Below are 14,528 nucleotides of genomic sequence, written 5' to 3'. Positions count from 1 at the left end.
GGATGCGGCTGACGGGGGTGTCGCCGGGCGGTACAGGCCTGACGGTGCAGACCACGTTGGCCAATCCGAGCACCCGCCCCGGCCTACGACTGCCGGGGCGGGTGAACCTGATCGCCGGTTCCGTCGACGTGCCGGTCTACCACGTCCGGCTCGGCCTGGTCAGCACGGTCGAGCCGGACGACCCGGAGGCCCCCCGCCGCCTGGTGCAGTTCCACCAGGCGCAGGTCTCCGACGCCCTGGTGCTGCGGGCGGGGCGGGCCCGCACCATCCCCTTCGAGTTCCCACTGCCCTGGGAGACCCCGCTGACCACCCTCGGCGGCGTACCCCTGCTCAGCCTGCGGATGGGGCTGCGTACCGAGGTGGCCGTCGAACCGGCGCTGGACCAGGGCGCGATGGTGCCGGTCTTCGTCCATCCCCTGCCCACCCAGCAGCATGTCCTGGCGGCCCTGGACACCCTGGGTTTCAGCGCCCGTCAGGCCGGGCTGATCGACGGTCGGCTGCCCGGGGTGACGCAGACCCTGCCCCTGCACCAGCGCTGGGGTTTCTGGGTGGGCCCCCTCTACGCCGGGCCGATCACCGAACTGGAGGTGATCTTCGTGGCCGACTCCGCCGGCCTCGAGGTGATCTTCTGGTGCGATCGCCGGCTGGCGCTGGCCGGCATCACCCACACCAGCATCAGCCGGTTCCGGGTCTGGCATGTCGGCGCGGACGAACGAGACTGGATCTCCACGGTCGACGGCTGGCTGCGCCAGACCATCAACCGACACGCCGCCGCGGCGGCCCACGCGGACTGGTCGGCGACCGTCAACGAGTCCGCCCATGTCAGCCGCCCACCCGACGAGCCGATCCCGCCCGGCTACGGCCTGGGTGGCACGGCCGGTGGCTCCGGCACCGGCGGCGACGGCACCTGAGCCTTCCCTCAGCCTTGGGCGAGCACCTCAGCCTTGGGCGAGCTTGAGGCCGAAGCCGATGAAGAGGGCCCCGACGGCCGAGGTGGCACCGGCGGACAGCCGGCGCCGCTGCCGGAACTGGGCGGCCAGAAAAGTCCCAGCGAAGATCAACGCCGTCAGGTACAGCGCGCTGGTCACCTGGGCGATCAGGCCGAGCAGCAGGAACGACAACGCCGGCCAGGGGTAGGTCGGGTCGACGAACTGGATGAAGAACGAGACGAAGAACAGGATCGCCTTCGGGTTCAGCAGGCTGATCACCAGCGCCTTGCGGAAGGGGCTGCGCATCTCCGCCGGCTGGGCGGCGTCGATCAGGCGCGGGGTGGCGGGATCGTTGCGGTCCCGCCAGCGCCGCCAGGCCGCGAGCAGCATGGTCAACCCGACATAGCCCAGGTACGCCGCACCCACGTACTTGATCACGAGGAAGATCGGCGGGTACGCCTTGAGCAGCGAGGCCACCCCGGCGGCGGAGAGGAACATCAGCACCCCGTCGCCGACGAACACCCCACCCGCCGCCCGGTAGCCGGCGCCCACCCCGCGTCGCGCGGCGGTGGAGAGTACGAACAGCGAATTGGGTCCGGGCAGCAGCACGATGGCCACGGTGCCCAGCACGTACGTCCAGATGTCGGTGATCCCCAGCACGCTGGACATCATCAGGCCACGGGTGCCTGCGCGCGAAGCATTTCCCGCAGCCTGACCTGTGCATTCGGCCACTCTTCGACAGTCATCGAATATTGCACGGTGTCCCGCCAGGAGCCGTCCGGACGCAGCCGGTGCTTACGCAGCACCCCCTCCCGGGTCGCGCCGAGCCGTTCGATGGCGCGCTGGGATCGCTCGTTGCGGATGTCGGTGTGCCACACCACCCGCACCGCCGCCAACTCGCCGAAGGCCCGTTCCAGCAGCAGCAGCTTGGCCTCGGTGTTGATCCCGGTACGCCACCAGGGCCGGCCGAGGATGGTGTGCCCGATGGCCACCGACCGCCGCTCGGGATCGATCTCGTAGTACGAGGTGGTGCCGACCACCGCGCCGGTCACCGCGCAGCGCTGTACCCAGGGCACCTGCTCACCCCGTAGCCCGGCGGCCAGGTAGGCCCCGATGGCAGCGCTCAACTCGTCCACGGTCGCCGGCTGAGGGGCGCCGAGATGCTGCCACACCTGCGGGTCGGCGGTGGCGGCGAACAGGCCCTCGGCGTGAGTCAGGTCCAGGGGCTCCAGCAGTACGTGCTCGCCGCCCAGCACCACGGGCTCATGCCAAGAGGTGCGGGCAGGTCGCAGATAGGGCGGCACCGGCACGGTGACCCCGAGGTCCGGCTCCGGTAGCCCGGCGGTCAACCGCAGCGGAAGCACCCCGGCCCAGTGCGGCAGCGCATGGTCGGCCGGGTCCTCGTTGACGCCACCGGCGCGGGAGCGTACGGAGACCTCCGTCAACGGCAAGGCCAGCACCGCGGTCTCGGCCAGCTCCCGGCGGTTCGGCGGCCGACTCTCCGCCGCGCGGCCGGGGCCGACCTTGTCGACCAGGGCGGTCAGCACCTCGGCCTTCTCGGCGGGGTCGGTGACCAGCCGGGCGGTGCCGTGCGCGATCACCGAGCGGTAGTTGGCGCTGTGGTGGAACTGCGAACGGGCGTAGACCAGGCCGTCCAACAGGGTGACGGCCACGCAGACCGGCAACCCCGCACCCCGGGCCGCCAGCAGGGGCCGGCTGCCGGTGGAGCCGTGCAGGTAGAGGGTGTCACCCAGGCGTACGTGCAGGGTGGGCAGCACCCGGGGCTCACCGTCCACGGTGAAGCCGAGGGCACAGTGGTACGCCTCGTCCAGCACGGCGTGGGCGGCGGCGCGGTCGTAGCTCATCCGCTCCCGGGAGCGGCTGGCGGTGGTTCGGGCAGTCGGCGCGTACATGCTCCCGCCTTTGTTCTAGTACAATACCGAATTTGTGTCAGCACGATATCAGGTGACCGGTACGACAGCCGCCGAGATCTCCGCCAGCATCGAGTCCGGCATCCGCGACGCCGCCCTGGCCCCCGGCGACCCCCTGCCCCCGGTGCGCGTCCTCGCCGCCGACCTGGCCGTCAGCCCGGCCACGGTCTCCCGCGCCTACGCCGAACTACGCCAACGTGGACTCATCGTCACCGCCGGTCGGCACGGCACCCGGGTCCGCCCCCGTCCGCCGGTGGCCGCCCGCCGGTCCGCCCTGCACCCACCATCCGCCGCCGGACTGCGCGACCTGTCCCGAGGCGAACCGGAGGCCGGACTGCTCCCACCGCTCGGCCCTCACCTGGCCGCGCTGGCCGACACCATCGGCCCGGCGATCAGCTACTCCGACGCCGGCACCCTGCCCGAGTTCGCCGAGGCGGCGCGCGAACGGCTGGCCGCCGACGGCGTACCCGCCGCCGACCTGACCCTCAGCGGCGGGGCCCTCGACGGCATCGAACGACTCCTCACCACCTGGCTGCGCCCCGGAGACGCGGTGGCCGTGGAGGATCCCGGGTGGGCCAACCAACTCGACCTCATCGCCGCCCTGGGCCTACGCCCGATCGGGGTACCGGTCGACGACGACGGCCCACTGGTCGCCGGGGTGGCCGCCGCCCTCGCCGCCGGGGCCCGGGCGCTCATCGTGACCAGTCGCGCCCAGAACCCCACCGGTGCGGCCGTCTCCGCCGACCGCGCTGCCGCCCTGCGTGACCTGCTGGCCGGCCGCGCCGACGTACTGCTGATCGAGGACGACCACGCCGCCGAACTGGCCCGGGTGCCGCTGCATCCCCTGGCCGGGGCGACCGCCCACTGGGCCTTCCTCCGCTCGGTGAGCAAACCCTTCGGCCCCGACCTGCGCCTGGCCGTGCTGGCCGGAGACGAGACCACGGTGGCCCGGGTGGCCGGCCGTACCCGGGTCGGCGCCGGCTGGGTCTCCACCGTGGCGCAGCGGCTGGTGCTCTCCCTGTGGCGCGACCCGGCGGTGACCGCCCTGATCGAACGGGCCGCCGACAGCTACGAACGCCGCCGCCGCGGACTCGTCGAGGCCCTGGCCGAACGCGGCCTGACCGCACACGGCCGCAGCGGGCTCAACGTCTGGGTGCCGGTGCCCGACGAGACCGTCGCCTCCACCGTGCTGCGCGACGCCGGCTGGCTGGCCGCCCCCGGCGCCCTCTTCCGCATCGCCAGCCCGCCCGCCCTACGCCTCACCGTCAGCCCCCTCACCGACCCGGACCTCCACCCCCTAACCCAAACCCTCACCCAGGCCGCCCACCCCACCCCACCCCCCCACTTCACCACCTAACCCACCCCACCCCCACCGTCCCACGCCCCGCCGCGCGCCCGCCCCACCCCCGCGATCTTGCACCTTTGGTCGGGGCATACCTCGTATTCGTGTGCAAAAGGGAGACCAAAAGTGCATGATCGGCGCGGGTGGCGCGGGTGGCGCGGGTGGCGCGGGTGGCGCGGGTGGCGCGGGTGGCCGGGTCGGGGTGGCTTGGCGGGGTGGTGGGGGGCTGGGGTGGGTGGGGCGGGTAGAAAGGTGGGTATGGTCGATATTGCGCCCGGGGCGCAGCAGTTCATTCCACCGCAGGCGGAGACCCTCGACGACCTGCGCGCGGCCGCTGCCGGCTGTCGGGGCTGCGAGCTGTACCGGGACGCCTCGCAGACCGTCTTCGGTCGGGGTGACGCCACCGCCCGGCTGGTCTTCGTCGGTGAGCAACCCGGCGACATGGAGGACCAGAAGGGACTGCCCTTCGTCGGCCCCGCGGGCCGGCTGCTGCGTCGCGCGGTCGATGACGCGGGGCTCGACCCCGGCCACATCTACCTCACCAACGCGGTCAAGCACTTCCGGTTTGAACTGCGTGGCAGGCGACGCATCCACCAGACCCCGGACCAGGTGCACATCACCGCCTGCCGACCCTGGTTGGTCGCCGAGTTCACCAAGCTGAGCCCGGAGGTCATCGTGGTGCTCGGCGCCACCGCTGCGAAGGCCCTGCTGGGTCCGGGTTTTCGGGTCACCCGCCAGCGTGGCGAACTGCTGCCCTGGCCGGCCGCCGCCCAGCACCCCGAGGACTTCCAACGGGTACCGGTGGACAGCGCCGGAGACACCACGGACGCGCCGTCGGCCCGCCTGCTGGCCACCATCCACCCCTCCGCCGTGCTCCGCGCAGACAACCAGGACAAGGCGTACGAAGGACTGGTCGCCGACCTGACCGTCGCCGCACGAGCCCTGACCTGACCGTGCCGCACCCGGCTCCGCCGGCTACCCGGATCACCACCAGACAGCGGAATCCGGCAGGTCAGTGACACACTTGCCGCCAGCAGGCCACGGCGGCACCACCGGGATCACGAAGGAGATCATCGGGCGCGGCCGGGAATCGTGACGGAAGCCGAGGACGAGCGTTGACCACCGATCTGACCACCACGGCATCCGCGCCGCCCGACATCGTGCCGATCCAGCGGCGTACCCTGCGCCTGCTGTTCAGCACCCAGATCATCGGTGGCATCGGGGTGACCATCGGCATCGCCGTCGGTGGGCTGCTCGCTGCCGAGATCGCCGGCACCGCGGTCTCCGGCCTGGTGCTGAGCGCCTCCGTGGTCGGCGGTGCCCTGCTCGCCATCCCGGTCACCCGGATCATCACCCGACACGGCCGTCGGCCCGGCCTGGCCTTCGCGTACGGCGTCGGGGCCGTGGGCGGGGCCCTGGTGGTGCTCGCCGCGGCGAGCGGGTCGATCCCGCTGCTCTTCCTCGGCATGCTCATGTTCGGTGGCGGCTCTGCGGCCAATCTCCAGGCCCGCTACGCCGCGGTGGATCTCGCCGCGCCGGACCGTCGGGCCCGGCAGCTGTCCCTGATCGTCTGGGCCACCACGGTCGGCGCGGTGGCGGCACCGAACTTCGCCGCGCTAGCCGACCGGGCCGGCGGGGGTTGGGGACTGCCACCACTGTCCGGTCCCTTCGCCTTCAGCACGGTGGCGTTCCTGCTGGCTGCCGGCGTACTGCTGCTGTGGTTGCGGCCGGACCCGCTGCTCACGGCCCGCCGGTTCGCGGCGGCCCGGACCGGCCCGGACCCCGCCACCGAACCGGCCGGGACCGGTGCGGGGACGCCGGTCAAGTTGCCCACCGCGCCGTCGGCCGGGCGCGGCGCGGGTCTGCGGGCCGGCTGGCTGGTGGTACGCGCCCAGCCCGCCGCCCGACTCGGGGTCGCCGCCGTGGCGGTCGGCCACCTGGTGATGGTGGCGGTGATGGCGATGGCCCCGGTGCACTTGCGGGACCACTATCCCGTCGAGGAGGTGCTCCCGGTGGTCGGCCTGGTGCTCAGCCTGCACATCGCCGGCATGTACGCGTTGGCGCCGCTGGTCGGCTGGCTGGCCGACCGGCTCGGCCGGCGCGGGGTCATCCTCGGCGGGGTCGGCATGCTGCTGGCCGCCTGCGCGGTCGCCGGTACCGCCGGGCACAGCACTTTCCGGCTGGCCGTCGGGCTGGTGCTGCTCGGGCTGGGCTGGTCGGCGACCATGGTGGCCGGTTCCACCCTGCTGTCGGAGTCGGTGCCGGACGCGGTACGACCGCACGCCCAGGGCCTGTCCGACCTGCTGATGGGGTTGGCCGGTGCCCTGGCCGGGGCGGTCAGCGGTTTCGTCATGGAGTGGGCGGGCTATCCGGTGCTGAGCCTGCTCGCCGCGGTCGCGGTGGCACCGCTGCTGGCACTAGCGTTGCGTCCGGTGCGGCCGGGCGTACCGGAGCAGGAGGGGCGGGCACAGTGCGGCTGACGGACTTCTGGACGCGGCTGGAGGAGGCGTTCGGGCCGGGCTACGCGGCAAGTATCGCCCGCGACCAGGTGCTGTCGCAGTTGGGCGGGCGGACCATCGAGCAGGCCCTGGCCGAGGGTGAGCAGACCCACGTGGTGTGGCGTGCGGTGGTCGCCGCCTATCCCGACCGGGTCCCCGCCCGGCTACGCTGAGCAGCCGATTCGTTACTTCCGCGCGTCTGTTGCCGACTCGTACACCTGTTCGGCTATTGTCCACAGGCAGGTGCTCGTCCACAGGCCACGGCAGGTCGGCTGGTTTTCTGTCGGACCCAGCGCCTAGCGTGTGTCGCGTGACGCGAAGCTCAGGAAAGACGCCGGCGAAGGCAGGGGTGGCAACGATGGCGGCAGGGCCTGACCGGGAGAAGGCGCTTGACCTTGCTCTCGCTCAGATCGACAAACAGTTCGGCAAGGGCTCGGTGATGCGGCTGGGGGAGCGGCCGGTCGTGCAGACCGCGATCATCCCCACCGGCTCCATCGCGCTCGATGTGGCTCTCGGCGTGGGGGGTCTGCCCCGGGGGCGGGTCATCGAGATCTACGGCCCGGAGAGCAGCGGTAAGACCACGGTCGCCCTGCACGCGGTGGCCAACGCCCAGCGCAACGGCGGCATCGCCGCCTTCATCGACGCCGAACACGCACTCGACCCGGAGTACGCCAGGGCCCTCGGTGTCGACACCGACGCCCTGCTGGTCTCCCAGCCGGACACCGGCGAGCAGGCGCTGGAGATCGCGGACATGCTGGTCCGCTCCGGCGCGCTGGACATCATCGTGATCGACTCGGTGGCCGCGCTGGTGCCGCGGGCCGAGATCGAGGGTGAGATGGGCGACAGCCACGTGGGTCTGCAGGCCCGGTTGATGAGCCAGGCGCTGCGGAAGATCACCGGTGTGCTCAACAACACCGGCACCACCGCGATCTTCATCAACCAGCTCCGCGAGAAGATCGGGGTCATGTTCGGGAGTCCCGAGACGACCACGGGTGGTCGGGCGTTGAAGTTCTACGCCTCGGTCCGGCTCGACGTGCGGCGCATCGAGAGCCTGAAGGACGGCACCGACGTGGTCGGTAACCGCACCCGGGTCAAGGTCGTGAAGAACAAGGTCGCCTCTCCGTTCAAGCAGGCCGAGTTCGACATCATGTACGGCAAGGGCATCTCCCGCGAGGGTTCGCTGATCGATGTCGGTGTCGAGCAGGCGATCATCCGGAAGTCCGGCGCCTGGTACACCTACGAAGGCGACCAGCTCGGCCAGGGCAAGGAGAAGGCCCGCGAGTTCCTCCGGGAGAACCCGGACGTGGCCGCCGAGATCGAGAAGAAGATTCTGGAGAAGCTCGGTGTCGGGGTCGGCTCGGGCGATGCCGCCGGTGGCCCGGAGCTGCCGCCGGTCGACTTCTGATCGATCTGATCAGTGGCTGGACGACGTGCCCGTACGGGGCGGGGCTGGGATGCCAGTCCGCCCCGCACGGGTGACTCCACACCGCGTCCGCGCCGGGGCCGCCGCACCTCCGGCGACGAGTCCACACCGGGCCCTGGTGCCGCCGGGCGGGACGATGCCGACCAGGTGGCTGCCGCCGGGCGGGACGAGGCCGAGGTGGCCCGGGAGATCTGCCTGCGGCAACTGGCGGTGCGCCCCCGCACCCGCGCCGAGTTGGCCACCGCCCTGGCCCGGCGGGGCATCTCCGAGGAGACCGCCGGCGAGGTTCTCGACCGGTACGACGAGGTAGGCATCATCGACGACGCCGCGTTCGCCCGGGCCTGGGTGAGCAGTCGGCACTCCGGTCGTGGGCTGGCCCGCCGGGCCCTGGCCAACGAGCTACGGCAGCGCGGGGTGGACGGGGACACCGCCAGCGCGGCCCTGGAGGAGTTGGACGAGAGCACGGAGGCGGAGACGGCCCGGGCTCTGGTGCAGCGGAAGCTGCGTACCGTCCGGGGTGAGCCGGAGGCGGTGTTCCGGCGGCTGGTGGGCATGTTGGCCCGCAAGGGCTACCCGCCGGGGGTGGCGATCCGGGCGGTCAAGGAGGCCCTGGCGGCGCAGAGCGCCGAGGCGGCCGAGTTCGCCGAGCAGATCGACGCGGACGCCCTGGCCGACACCGAGGGGTGACCGCCGGGCCGACAGGAGGCGCGAGGATGTTGCAGGGGTGCCTCAACGGGAACCGTGCCCGCGACAGCCATCCTGCCCTACCGTTGAGCCCTGCCGAGTTGGCGGCCGACGCGGCCCGGTGCGCCGGGCTGGGGGTCGCTGCGGTGCATGTTCATCCGCGTACCGCCGAGGGGGTGGAGTCCCTGCGGCCGGAGGTCGTCGCCGATGCCCTGGTGGCGATCCGCGCGGCGGTGCCAGGCCTGCCGGTGGGGGTGAGCACCGGGGCGTGGATGGAACCGGATCCGCAGGCCCGGGTGGCGGCGGTGCAGTCCTGGCCGGTGCTGCCCGACTTCGCCTCGGTCAACGCGCACGAGCCCGGGGCGGAGGCGGTGGCGCGGGCCCTGCATGAGCGGGGGGTCATGGTGGAGGCCGGGCTCTGGACATCCCCGGCGGTCGAGGCCTACCTCGGCTGGCGGGTGCCGGTCGGCCGGGTGCTGGTGGAGTGCATGGCGCCCGCGCCGGACGATGCCCTGGCCGAGGCGGCCGCTATGCTCGACGCGCTCCCGCCGGGAGGGCCTGGGGTGCTGTTGCACGCCGAGGGTGCCGGGGTCTGGGCGGTGTTGGCGGAGGCGGTCCGGCGGGGCCTGGCCACCCGGATCGGGCTGGAGGACACCCTGTGGCTGCCGGACGGGTCGCCGGCGCCGGACAACGCCGCTCTGGTGGCTGCCGCCACGGCACTGGGGGCCGGTTGACCGGGCCGCTGGGCCGGGGGCCGGGGATCCGGGTCGATAATCGTCTCGATTGTGTCGCTCTGACCGACTCGTGATCAGCGCAGCGTCACGACGCAACTTCGCTCCGTCCGGGTGGTTTGATCATGACTTCTTGACCGGAGGCCCTCGGAGACCTAGCCTCGCCATAAAGGCTCACATTGCCCGACCAAGCGCAGGCTAAGCGCACAACATAGATCGCGTAACAGAACAGCATCACTTTGGCCAGCGTCAACGGCCACTGACGCCAGCTTCGGACAGGCCGGTCCGGGGCCGAGGCGACAACTGCACCTGGCCTGCCGAGGGTCCCCACGGACCGTCGGCAGGGAGAGCTATCCGCGGCCTGCGCTCCGGTCGGGCGTCCAGAGCCGTAGGAGCACGCCCACCGGCGGCTCCTACGGCGCGACGTTCAGGGGAGGCGCGCCATGGCGGGGCGACAGAGGTTCACCGGATGGCCGGCATGAGCGAGCGTGGCGGGCGGGCCGGCGCGGACTCCGGCGCCGCCGACGAGGATGAGCAGAGCTCCGGGCACCCGGATGATCCGGTATTGCGGCCGGGTGCTGACCGGTGTGGCTCTGCGGCCCTTCGACAGGGCGGGGTGCCGGCATGAGGGCCCTGGACGTCGTACTCCTGATCGTCGTGCTGGTGCTGACCGTGGTGGTGCTCGCCGCGGCGGTCTTCGGGGCGCGAGTGCTGCGCGGGCTACAGACGCGACCGGTGCCGGAGGATCCGGCGTACATCGCCGAGAAGGACCGCCAGGAGCAGTCCCTGGCCGCGCTCCGGACGGCCGCCGACGAGGCGAACAGCACCATCGATGTGGCGAAGTCCGCGGCGGCGGCGGCCCGGGCCGAGGCGGCGGCGGCCCGGGCTGAGGCCAAGGCGGCCAGGGCGGAGGCGCGGCGGGTCCTCGACGACGCCCGGGCCGAGGCGGACACCGTGCTGGAACGGGCGCACAAGCAGGCCGAGGCGGACGCCGAGCAGTTGCGGGCGGCGGCCCGGCGCAGCGGTGAGCGGGAGGTGGCGGTGCTCGCCGCGACCACCCGGGAGCAGGCGGCCGAGGTGGAGCGGCGGGCGGCCCGGATGGACGAGCGGGAGCGGATGCACACCGAGGAGGTGGAGCGACTGGCCGAGCGGGAGCGGCAGCTGACCGCGGCCAGTGCCACGCTCGCCGCCCGGGAGGCCGCCCTGACCGTCCGGGAGGCGGAACTGGCCGAGGCGGAGAGCCAGCGGCGGCGCGAGTTGGAGCGGGTGGCGGGGTTGACCGCCGACACCGCCCGGGCCGAGCTGGTGGAGTCCATCGAGAGCCAGGCCAAGCGGGAGGCCGCGCTGCTGGTGCGGGAGATCGAGTCGGATGCCCGCTCGACCGCGGAACAGCGGGCCCGGCACATCGTGGTCGACGCCATCCAGCGGGTGGCCAGTGAGCAGACCGCCGAGAGCGTGGTCAGTGTGCTGCACCTGCCGGGTGACGAGATGAAGGGCCGGATCATCGGCCGGGAGGGCCGCAACATCCGGGCCTTCGAGTCGGTGACCGGGGTCAACCTGATCATCGACGACACTCCCGAGGCGGTGTTGCTGTCCTGCTTCGACCCGGTACGCCGGGAGGTGGGTCGACTGACCCTGGAGAAGCTGGTGCTGGACGGGCGGATCCACCCGCACCGCATCGAGGAGGTGCACGAGCTGGCCCGGCAGGAGGTGGACCAGCTGTGCCAGCGGGCCGCCGAGGACGCCCTGGTGGAGGTCGGCATCACCGAGATCCACCCGGAGCTGGTGACCCTGTTGGGGCGGCTGCGTTACCGCACCTCGTACGGGCAGAACGTGCTCAAGCATCTGGTGGAGACCGCGCACATCGCCGGCATCATGGCCGCCGAGCTGCGCCTGGACGTGCCACTGATCAAGCGGTCGGCCTTCCTGCACGACATCGGCAAGGCACTCACCCATGAGGTGGAGGGCAGCCACGCCATCATCGGCGCCGACATGGCCCGCAAGTACGGCGAGAGCGAGGACGTGGTGCACGCCATCGAGGCGCACCACAACGAGGTGCCGCCGCAGACCGTCGAGGCGGTGCTGACCCAGGCCTCGGACGCCTGCTCGGGGGGTCGGCCGGGGGCCCGGCGGGAGAGCCTGGAGGCGTACGTGAAGCGGCTGGAGCGGATCGAGGAGATCGCGGCCGGCAAGCTCGGGGTGGAGAAGGTCTTCGCCATGCAGGCCGGCCGGGAGATCCGGGTGATGGTCAAGCCGGACGACGTGGACGACATCGGCGCGGCGGTGCTGGCCCGGGACGTGGCCAAGCAGATCGAGGAGGAGCTGACCTATCCCGGTCAGATCCGGGTGACCGTGGTCCGCGAGTCCCGGGTAACCGAGATCGCCCGCTGATCGAGGGGCCCGGCCGCCGCAGCGCTGCGGCGGGGCACACCCCCACAGACTAGAAACGACAGGGCCGGCCCGAATGGGCCGGCCCTGTCGCGTACGTCGAGGTTCGCTCAGCCTTGCGGCTCGACCGTGGTGGCGTTGGTCGGGGCCTGGTTGTTACGCGGTTTGCGCGCCCGGCGGGTGGCGGTGCGGCGCTCCAGCCAACCGGCGAAGGCGGTCAGCAGGGAGTTGATGATGATGTAGATCACCGCGATGACGATCGCCGCCGGGATGATGTTGCCGTAGTTGGCGGCGAGGTCGTTGACACCCCGCTGGAGCAGCTCGGGGTAGGCCACGATGTAGCCCAGTGCGGTGTCCTTGAGCAGCACCACCAGCTGGCTGACGATGATCGGCAGCATGGCCCGGGCCGCCTGCGGGATCAGGATCAGCTGCATGACCTGGGTCTTGCGCATACCGATCGCGTACGCCGCCTCGGCCTGGCCGCCCGGCAGGGACCGGATGCCGGCGCGGAAGGCCTCGGCCAGCACCGACCCGTTGTAGAGGGTCAGACCGATCACCACGGCCCAGAAGGCGGTCACCGGCCCGTCGATCACATACGGGAGGCCGTAGAAGATGAAGAAGATCATCAACAGCAGGGGTACGGCCCGGAAGAACTCCACGATCGCACCGGCCGGAATGCTGATCCACCGGTGGTCGGAGAGCCGGGCGACCGCGAAGATGATGCCGAAGGCCAGGGAGAGCAACATGCCCAGCCCGGCCGCCTTCAGGGTGGCCCACAGGCCCGGCACGATGAACTGGGTCCAGGTCTTCGGCTCGGTGAACGGCTTCCACAGCCAGGCTTCCAACTGGTTCGCCTGGTCGAACTTGGTGTAGATCCAGTAGACCAGCCCGAGCAGGGCGACACCGAAGACCACGCTGAGCACGGTGTTGCGCACCTTGGCGCGTGGCCCCGGGTGGTCGTAGAGGACGCTGCTGGTGCTCATCAGCGCTTCACCGCCAGTTTGTTGGCCAGCCAGCCGAAGAAGTAGCCGGTGGGGATGAGGAGCGCGGCGAACGTGCCGGCGAAGACCAGGAAGATCTGGATGACGGCGTCACCGTTGAAGTTGATCAGGTCCTTCATCACGTTGGAGGACTCCATCAACCCGATGGTGCCGACGATCGTGGCGTTCTTGCAGAGCGCGATCAGAATGCTGCCGAACGGCGCGATCACCGAACGCGCGGCCTGCGGCAGGACCACGATCCGCAGGGTCTGCCCGAAGGTCAGCCCGATGGCCCGGGCCGCTTCGGCCTGCCCGGTCGGCACGGTGTTGATGCCGGAGCGGACCGCCTCACAGACGAACGCGGAGGTGTAGGTCGACAGGCCGATCACGCCGAGCCAGAAGACGTTGAGGTCCAGATCCTGCGACAGGCTCAGCCCGAGGGTGACGAACAGGCCGAAGTAGCAGAAGAAGACGACCAGGGTGAGCGGGGTGTTACGGAAGATGTTGACCCAGGCTGCGCCGAAGCCGCGCAGTACGGGTACGGGGGAGACCCGCATCGCGGCCAGCAACACGCCGAGCACCAGCGCGGTGGCCGCTGACGCGCCGGTCAGCTTGAGGATCCAGAGGAAACCCGACACGTACGCGTCGAAGTTCTTCGGATCAGTGAATACGTGCATGCTTCGGCTCCCGGGGCACGTGTTGGCGGCCGGTGACAGGCCGGAGCCGGCACCCACGCGGGATGCCGGCTCCGGTACCGGTCATGCGCCGCAGTGGGTCAGCTTGGTGGTGTCCAGCTCGGGCGCGGGGGTGCCGCTCTTGCCCAGGGTGGTGTCCCAGGCGGCCTTGTAGCTACCGTCGGCGGCGGCAGCCTTGAGGATCTCGTTGATCTTCTCGCAGCCGGTGGTGTCGTCCTTCTTCAGGCCGATGCCGTACGGCTCGTCGGAGAAGGTGCTGCCGACGACCTTGAACTTGCCGGCGTACTGGTCCTGCGCGGCGTAGCCGGCGAGGATGATGTCGTCGGTGGTCACGGCGTCAACCTGGCCACCGTCGAGCAGCGGCAGGCACTTGGAGTACGAGTCGAACTGCTGCAGCCGAGCGTCCGGGTAGTTCTCCTGGATCCGCTTGGCCGGGGTCGAGCCGCTGACCGAGCAGACCGTCTTGCCGGCCAGCTGGTCCGGGCCGGTCAGGGTGGAGTCGGACTTGACCAGCAGGTCCTGGCCGGCGATGTAGTACGGGCCAGCGAAGTTGATCTTCTGCTTGCGCTCGTCGTTGATGGTGTAGGTCGCCACCACCAGGTCGACGGTGCCCTGCTCGATGAAGGGCTCACGGTTGGCCGACACGGTGGTCTTCCACTCGATGTTGCCCGCGTCGACGCCGAGGCCCTTCGCGATGATCTTGCCGATCTCGATGTCGAAGCCCTCGTACTGGCTGCCGGTCTGAAGACCCAGGCCGGGCTGGTCGGCCTTGACGCCGATGACCAGCTTCTTCTGGCTCTCGGCCTTGCCGACGATGCCGGTGGCGCCGGTGCTGCTGCCGCCCTCGTCGCTGTCGCCGCCACAGGCGGCCATGGTGACCGCGAGACCGGCAGCGGCGGCGACGGCCGCCATGCGCTTCATTCGCAT

Annotated in this window: 14 protein-coding genes; 9 read left to right on the top strand and 5 right to left on the bottom strand. The window is 71.4% G+C overall.

Annotated features, from left to right (window positions below; all coding sequences use genetic code 11):
* Positions 1 to 2: 2 nt before the first annotated feature.
* Positions 3 to 911 (top strand): sporulation protein, encoded by a 909-nt coding sequence (locus tag ACGFIK_RS01020; protein WP_327022149.1) that lies wholly within the window; start codon positions 3 to 5, stop codon positions 909 to 911.
* Positions 912 to 938: 27 nt separating this feature from the next.
* Here the strand turns inward: ACGFIK_RS01020 and leuE are convergent, their stop codons facing one another.
* Positions 939 to 1,601, bottom strand: a complete 663-nt coding sequence (leuE, locus tag ACGFIK_RS01015; protein ID WP_327022148.1) for a leucine efflux protein LeuE — start codon at positions 1,599 to 1,601, stop codon at positions 939 to 941.
* Positions 1,601 to 2,842 (bottom strand): bifunctional pyridoxamine 5'-phosphate oxidase family protein/GNAT family N-acetyltransferase, encoded by a 1,242-nt coding sequence (locus ACGFIK_RS01010; RefSeq protein ID WP_327022147.1) that lies wholly within the window; start codon positions 2,840 to 2,842, stop codon positions 1,601 to 1,603. The genes leuE and ACGFIK_RS01010 overlap by 1 nt, the downstream gene beginning before the upstream one ends.
* Before the next feature lie 34 nt (positions 2,843 to 2,876).
* Here ACGFIK_RS01010 and ACGFIK_RS01005 point away from each other — a divergent pair, with 34 nt between their 5' ends.
* The 8 genes from ACGFIK_RS01005 (at position 2,877) to rny (ending at position 11,929) form a co-directional block, all read left to right on the top strand.
* Positions 2,877 to 4,217, top strand: a complete 1,341-nt coding sequence (locus ACGFIK_RS01005) for an aminotransferase class I/II-fold pyridoxal phosphate-dependent enzyme (RefSeq protein ID WP_327022146.1) — start codon at positions 2,877 to 2,879, stop codon at positions 4,215 to 4,217.
* A 243-nt stretch (positions 4,218 to 4,460) separates the two neighbouring features.
* Positions 4,461 to 5,153 (top strand): UdgX family uracil-DNA binding protein, encoded by a 693-nt coding sequence (locus tag ACGFIK_RS01000; protein WP_327022145.1) that lies wholly within the window; start codon positions 4,461 to 4,463, stop codon positions 5,151 to 5,153.
* A gap of 164 nt (positions 5,154 to 5,317) precedes the next feature.
* Positions 5,318 to 6,682: an MFS transporter gene (locus ACGFIK_RS00995; RefSeq protein WP_393337091.1), complete on the top strand. Its 1,365-nt coding sequence runs from the start codon at positions 5,318 to 5,320 to the stop codon at positions 6,680 to 6,682.
* The gene (locus ACGFIK_RS00990; protein WP_327022143.1) at positions 6,673 to 6,873 is read left to right on the top strand and encodes a DUF3046 domain-containing protein; all 201 of its coding nucleotides are present in this window, start codon (positions 6,673 to 6,675) and stop codon (positions 6,871 to 6,873) included. The genes ACGFIK_RS00995 and ACGFIK_RS00990 overlap by 10 nt, the downstream gene beginning before the upstream one ends.
* A gap of 185 nt (positions 6,874 to 7,058) precedes the next feature.
* Complete coding sequence (recA, locus tag ACGFIK_RS00985) at positions 7,059 to 8,105, top strand: recombinase RecA (RefSeq protein WP_327022142.1); 1,047 nt, start codon at positions 7,059 to 7,061, stop codon at positions 8,103 to 8,105.
* Positions 8,106 to 8,117: 12 nt separating this feature from the next.
* Positions 8,118 to 8,810: a regulatory protein RecX gene (locus tag ACGFIK_RS00980; RefSeq protein ID WP_357530233.1), complete on the top strand. Its 693-nt coding sequence runs from the start codon at positions 8,118 to 8,120 to the stop codon at positions 8,808 to 8,810.
* Between the two features lie 26 nt (positions 8,811 to 8,836).
* Positions 8,837 to 9,541, top strand: coding sequence for a 3-keto-5-aminohexanoate cleavage protein (locus ACGFIK_RS00975; RefSeq protein ID WP_393337086.1), 705 nt, complete (start codon positions 8,837 to 8,839; stop codon positions 9,539 to 9,541).
* A gap of 621 nt (positions 9,542 to 10,162) precedes the next feature.
* Entirely contained in the window at positions 10,163 to 11,929 is a 1,767-nt protein-coding gene (gene rny / locus ACGFIK_RS00970) for a ribonuclease Y (RefSeq protein WP_327022139.1), read from the top strand.
* A 107-nt stretch (positions 11,930 to 12,036) separates the two neighbouring features.
* Here the strand turns inward: rny and ACGFIK_RS00965 are convergent, their stop codons facing one another.
* From ACGFIK_RS00965 to ACGFIK_RS00955, 3 genes are all read right to left on the bottom strand, one after another.
* Positions 12,037 to 12,909, bottom strand: a complete 873-nt coding sequence (locus ACGFIK_RS00965) for an amino acid ABC transporter permease (protein WP_327022138.1) — start codon at positions 12,907 to 12,909, stop codon at positions 12,037 to 12,039.
* Entirely contained in the window at positions 12,909 to 13,583 is a 675-nt protein-coding gene (locus tag ACGFIK_RS00960; RefSeq protein ID WP_327022137.1) for an amino acid ABC transporter permease, read from the bottom strand. The genes ACGFIK_RS00965 and ACGFIK_RS00960 overlap by 1 nt, the downstream gene beginning before the upstream one ends.
* Before the next feature lie 81 nt (positions 13,584 to 13,664).
* On the bottom strand, positions 13,665 to 14,528 hold the full coding sequence (locus ACGFIK_RS00955) for a glutamate ABC transporter substrate-binding protein (protein WP_327022136.1): 864 nt from the start codon (positions 14,526 to 14,528) through the stop codon (positions 13,665 to 13,667).

Source organism: Micromonospora sp. NPDC048871 (assembly GCF_043198155.1).
In the GTDB taxonomy this organism is placed as follows: domain Bacteria; phylum Actinomycetota; class Actinomycetes; order Mycobacteriales; family Micromonosporaceae; genus Micromonospora.
Note: the sequence above shows the minus strand (reverse complement) of the source record. Positions and strands in the feature narration are given on the sequence as shown.

Coding starts and splice junctions, on each gene's coding strand:
- ACGFIK_RS01020 (WP_327022149.1), top strand. CDS start 3: ATGCGGCTGACGGGGGTGTCGCCGGGCGGTACAGGCCTGACGGTGCAG.
- leuE (WP_327022148.1), bottom strand. CDS start 1,601: ATGATGTCCAGCGTGCTGGGGATCACCGACATCTGGACGTACGTGCTG.
- ACGFIK_RS01010 (WP_327022147.1), bottom strand. CDS start 2,842: ATGTACGCGCCGACTGCCCGAACCACCGCCAGCCGCTCCCGGGAGCGG.
- ACGFIK_RS01000 (WP_327022145.1), top strand. CDS start 4,461: ATGGTCGATATTGCGCCCGGGGCGCAGCAGTTCATTCCACCGCAGGCG.
- recA (WP_327022142.1), top strand. CDS start 7,059: ATGGCGGCAGGGCCTGACCGGGAGAAGGCGCTTGACCTTGCTCTCGCT.
- ACGFIK_RS00975 (WP_393337086.1), top strand. CDS start 8,837: ATGTTGCAGGGGTGCCTCAACGGGAACCGTGCCCGCGACAGCCATCCT.
- rny (WP_327022139.1), top strand. CDS start 10,163: ATGAGGGCCCTGGACGTCGTACTCCTGATCGTCGTGCTGGTGCTGACC.
- ACGFIK_RS00965 (WP_327022138.1), bottom strand. CDS start 12,909: ATGAGCACCAGCAGCGTCCTCTACGACCACCCGGGGCCACGCGCCAAG.
- ACGFIK_RS00960 (WP_327022137.1), bottom strand. CDS start 13,583: ATGCACGTATTCACTGATCCGAAGAACTTCGACGCGTACGTGTCGGGT.
- ACGFIK_RS00955 (WP_327022136.1), bottom strand. CDS start 14,528: ATGCGAATGAAGCGCATGGCGGCCGTCGCCGCCGCTGCCGGTCTCGCG.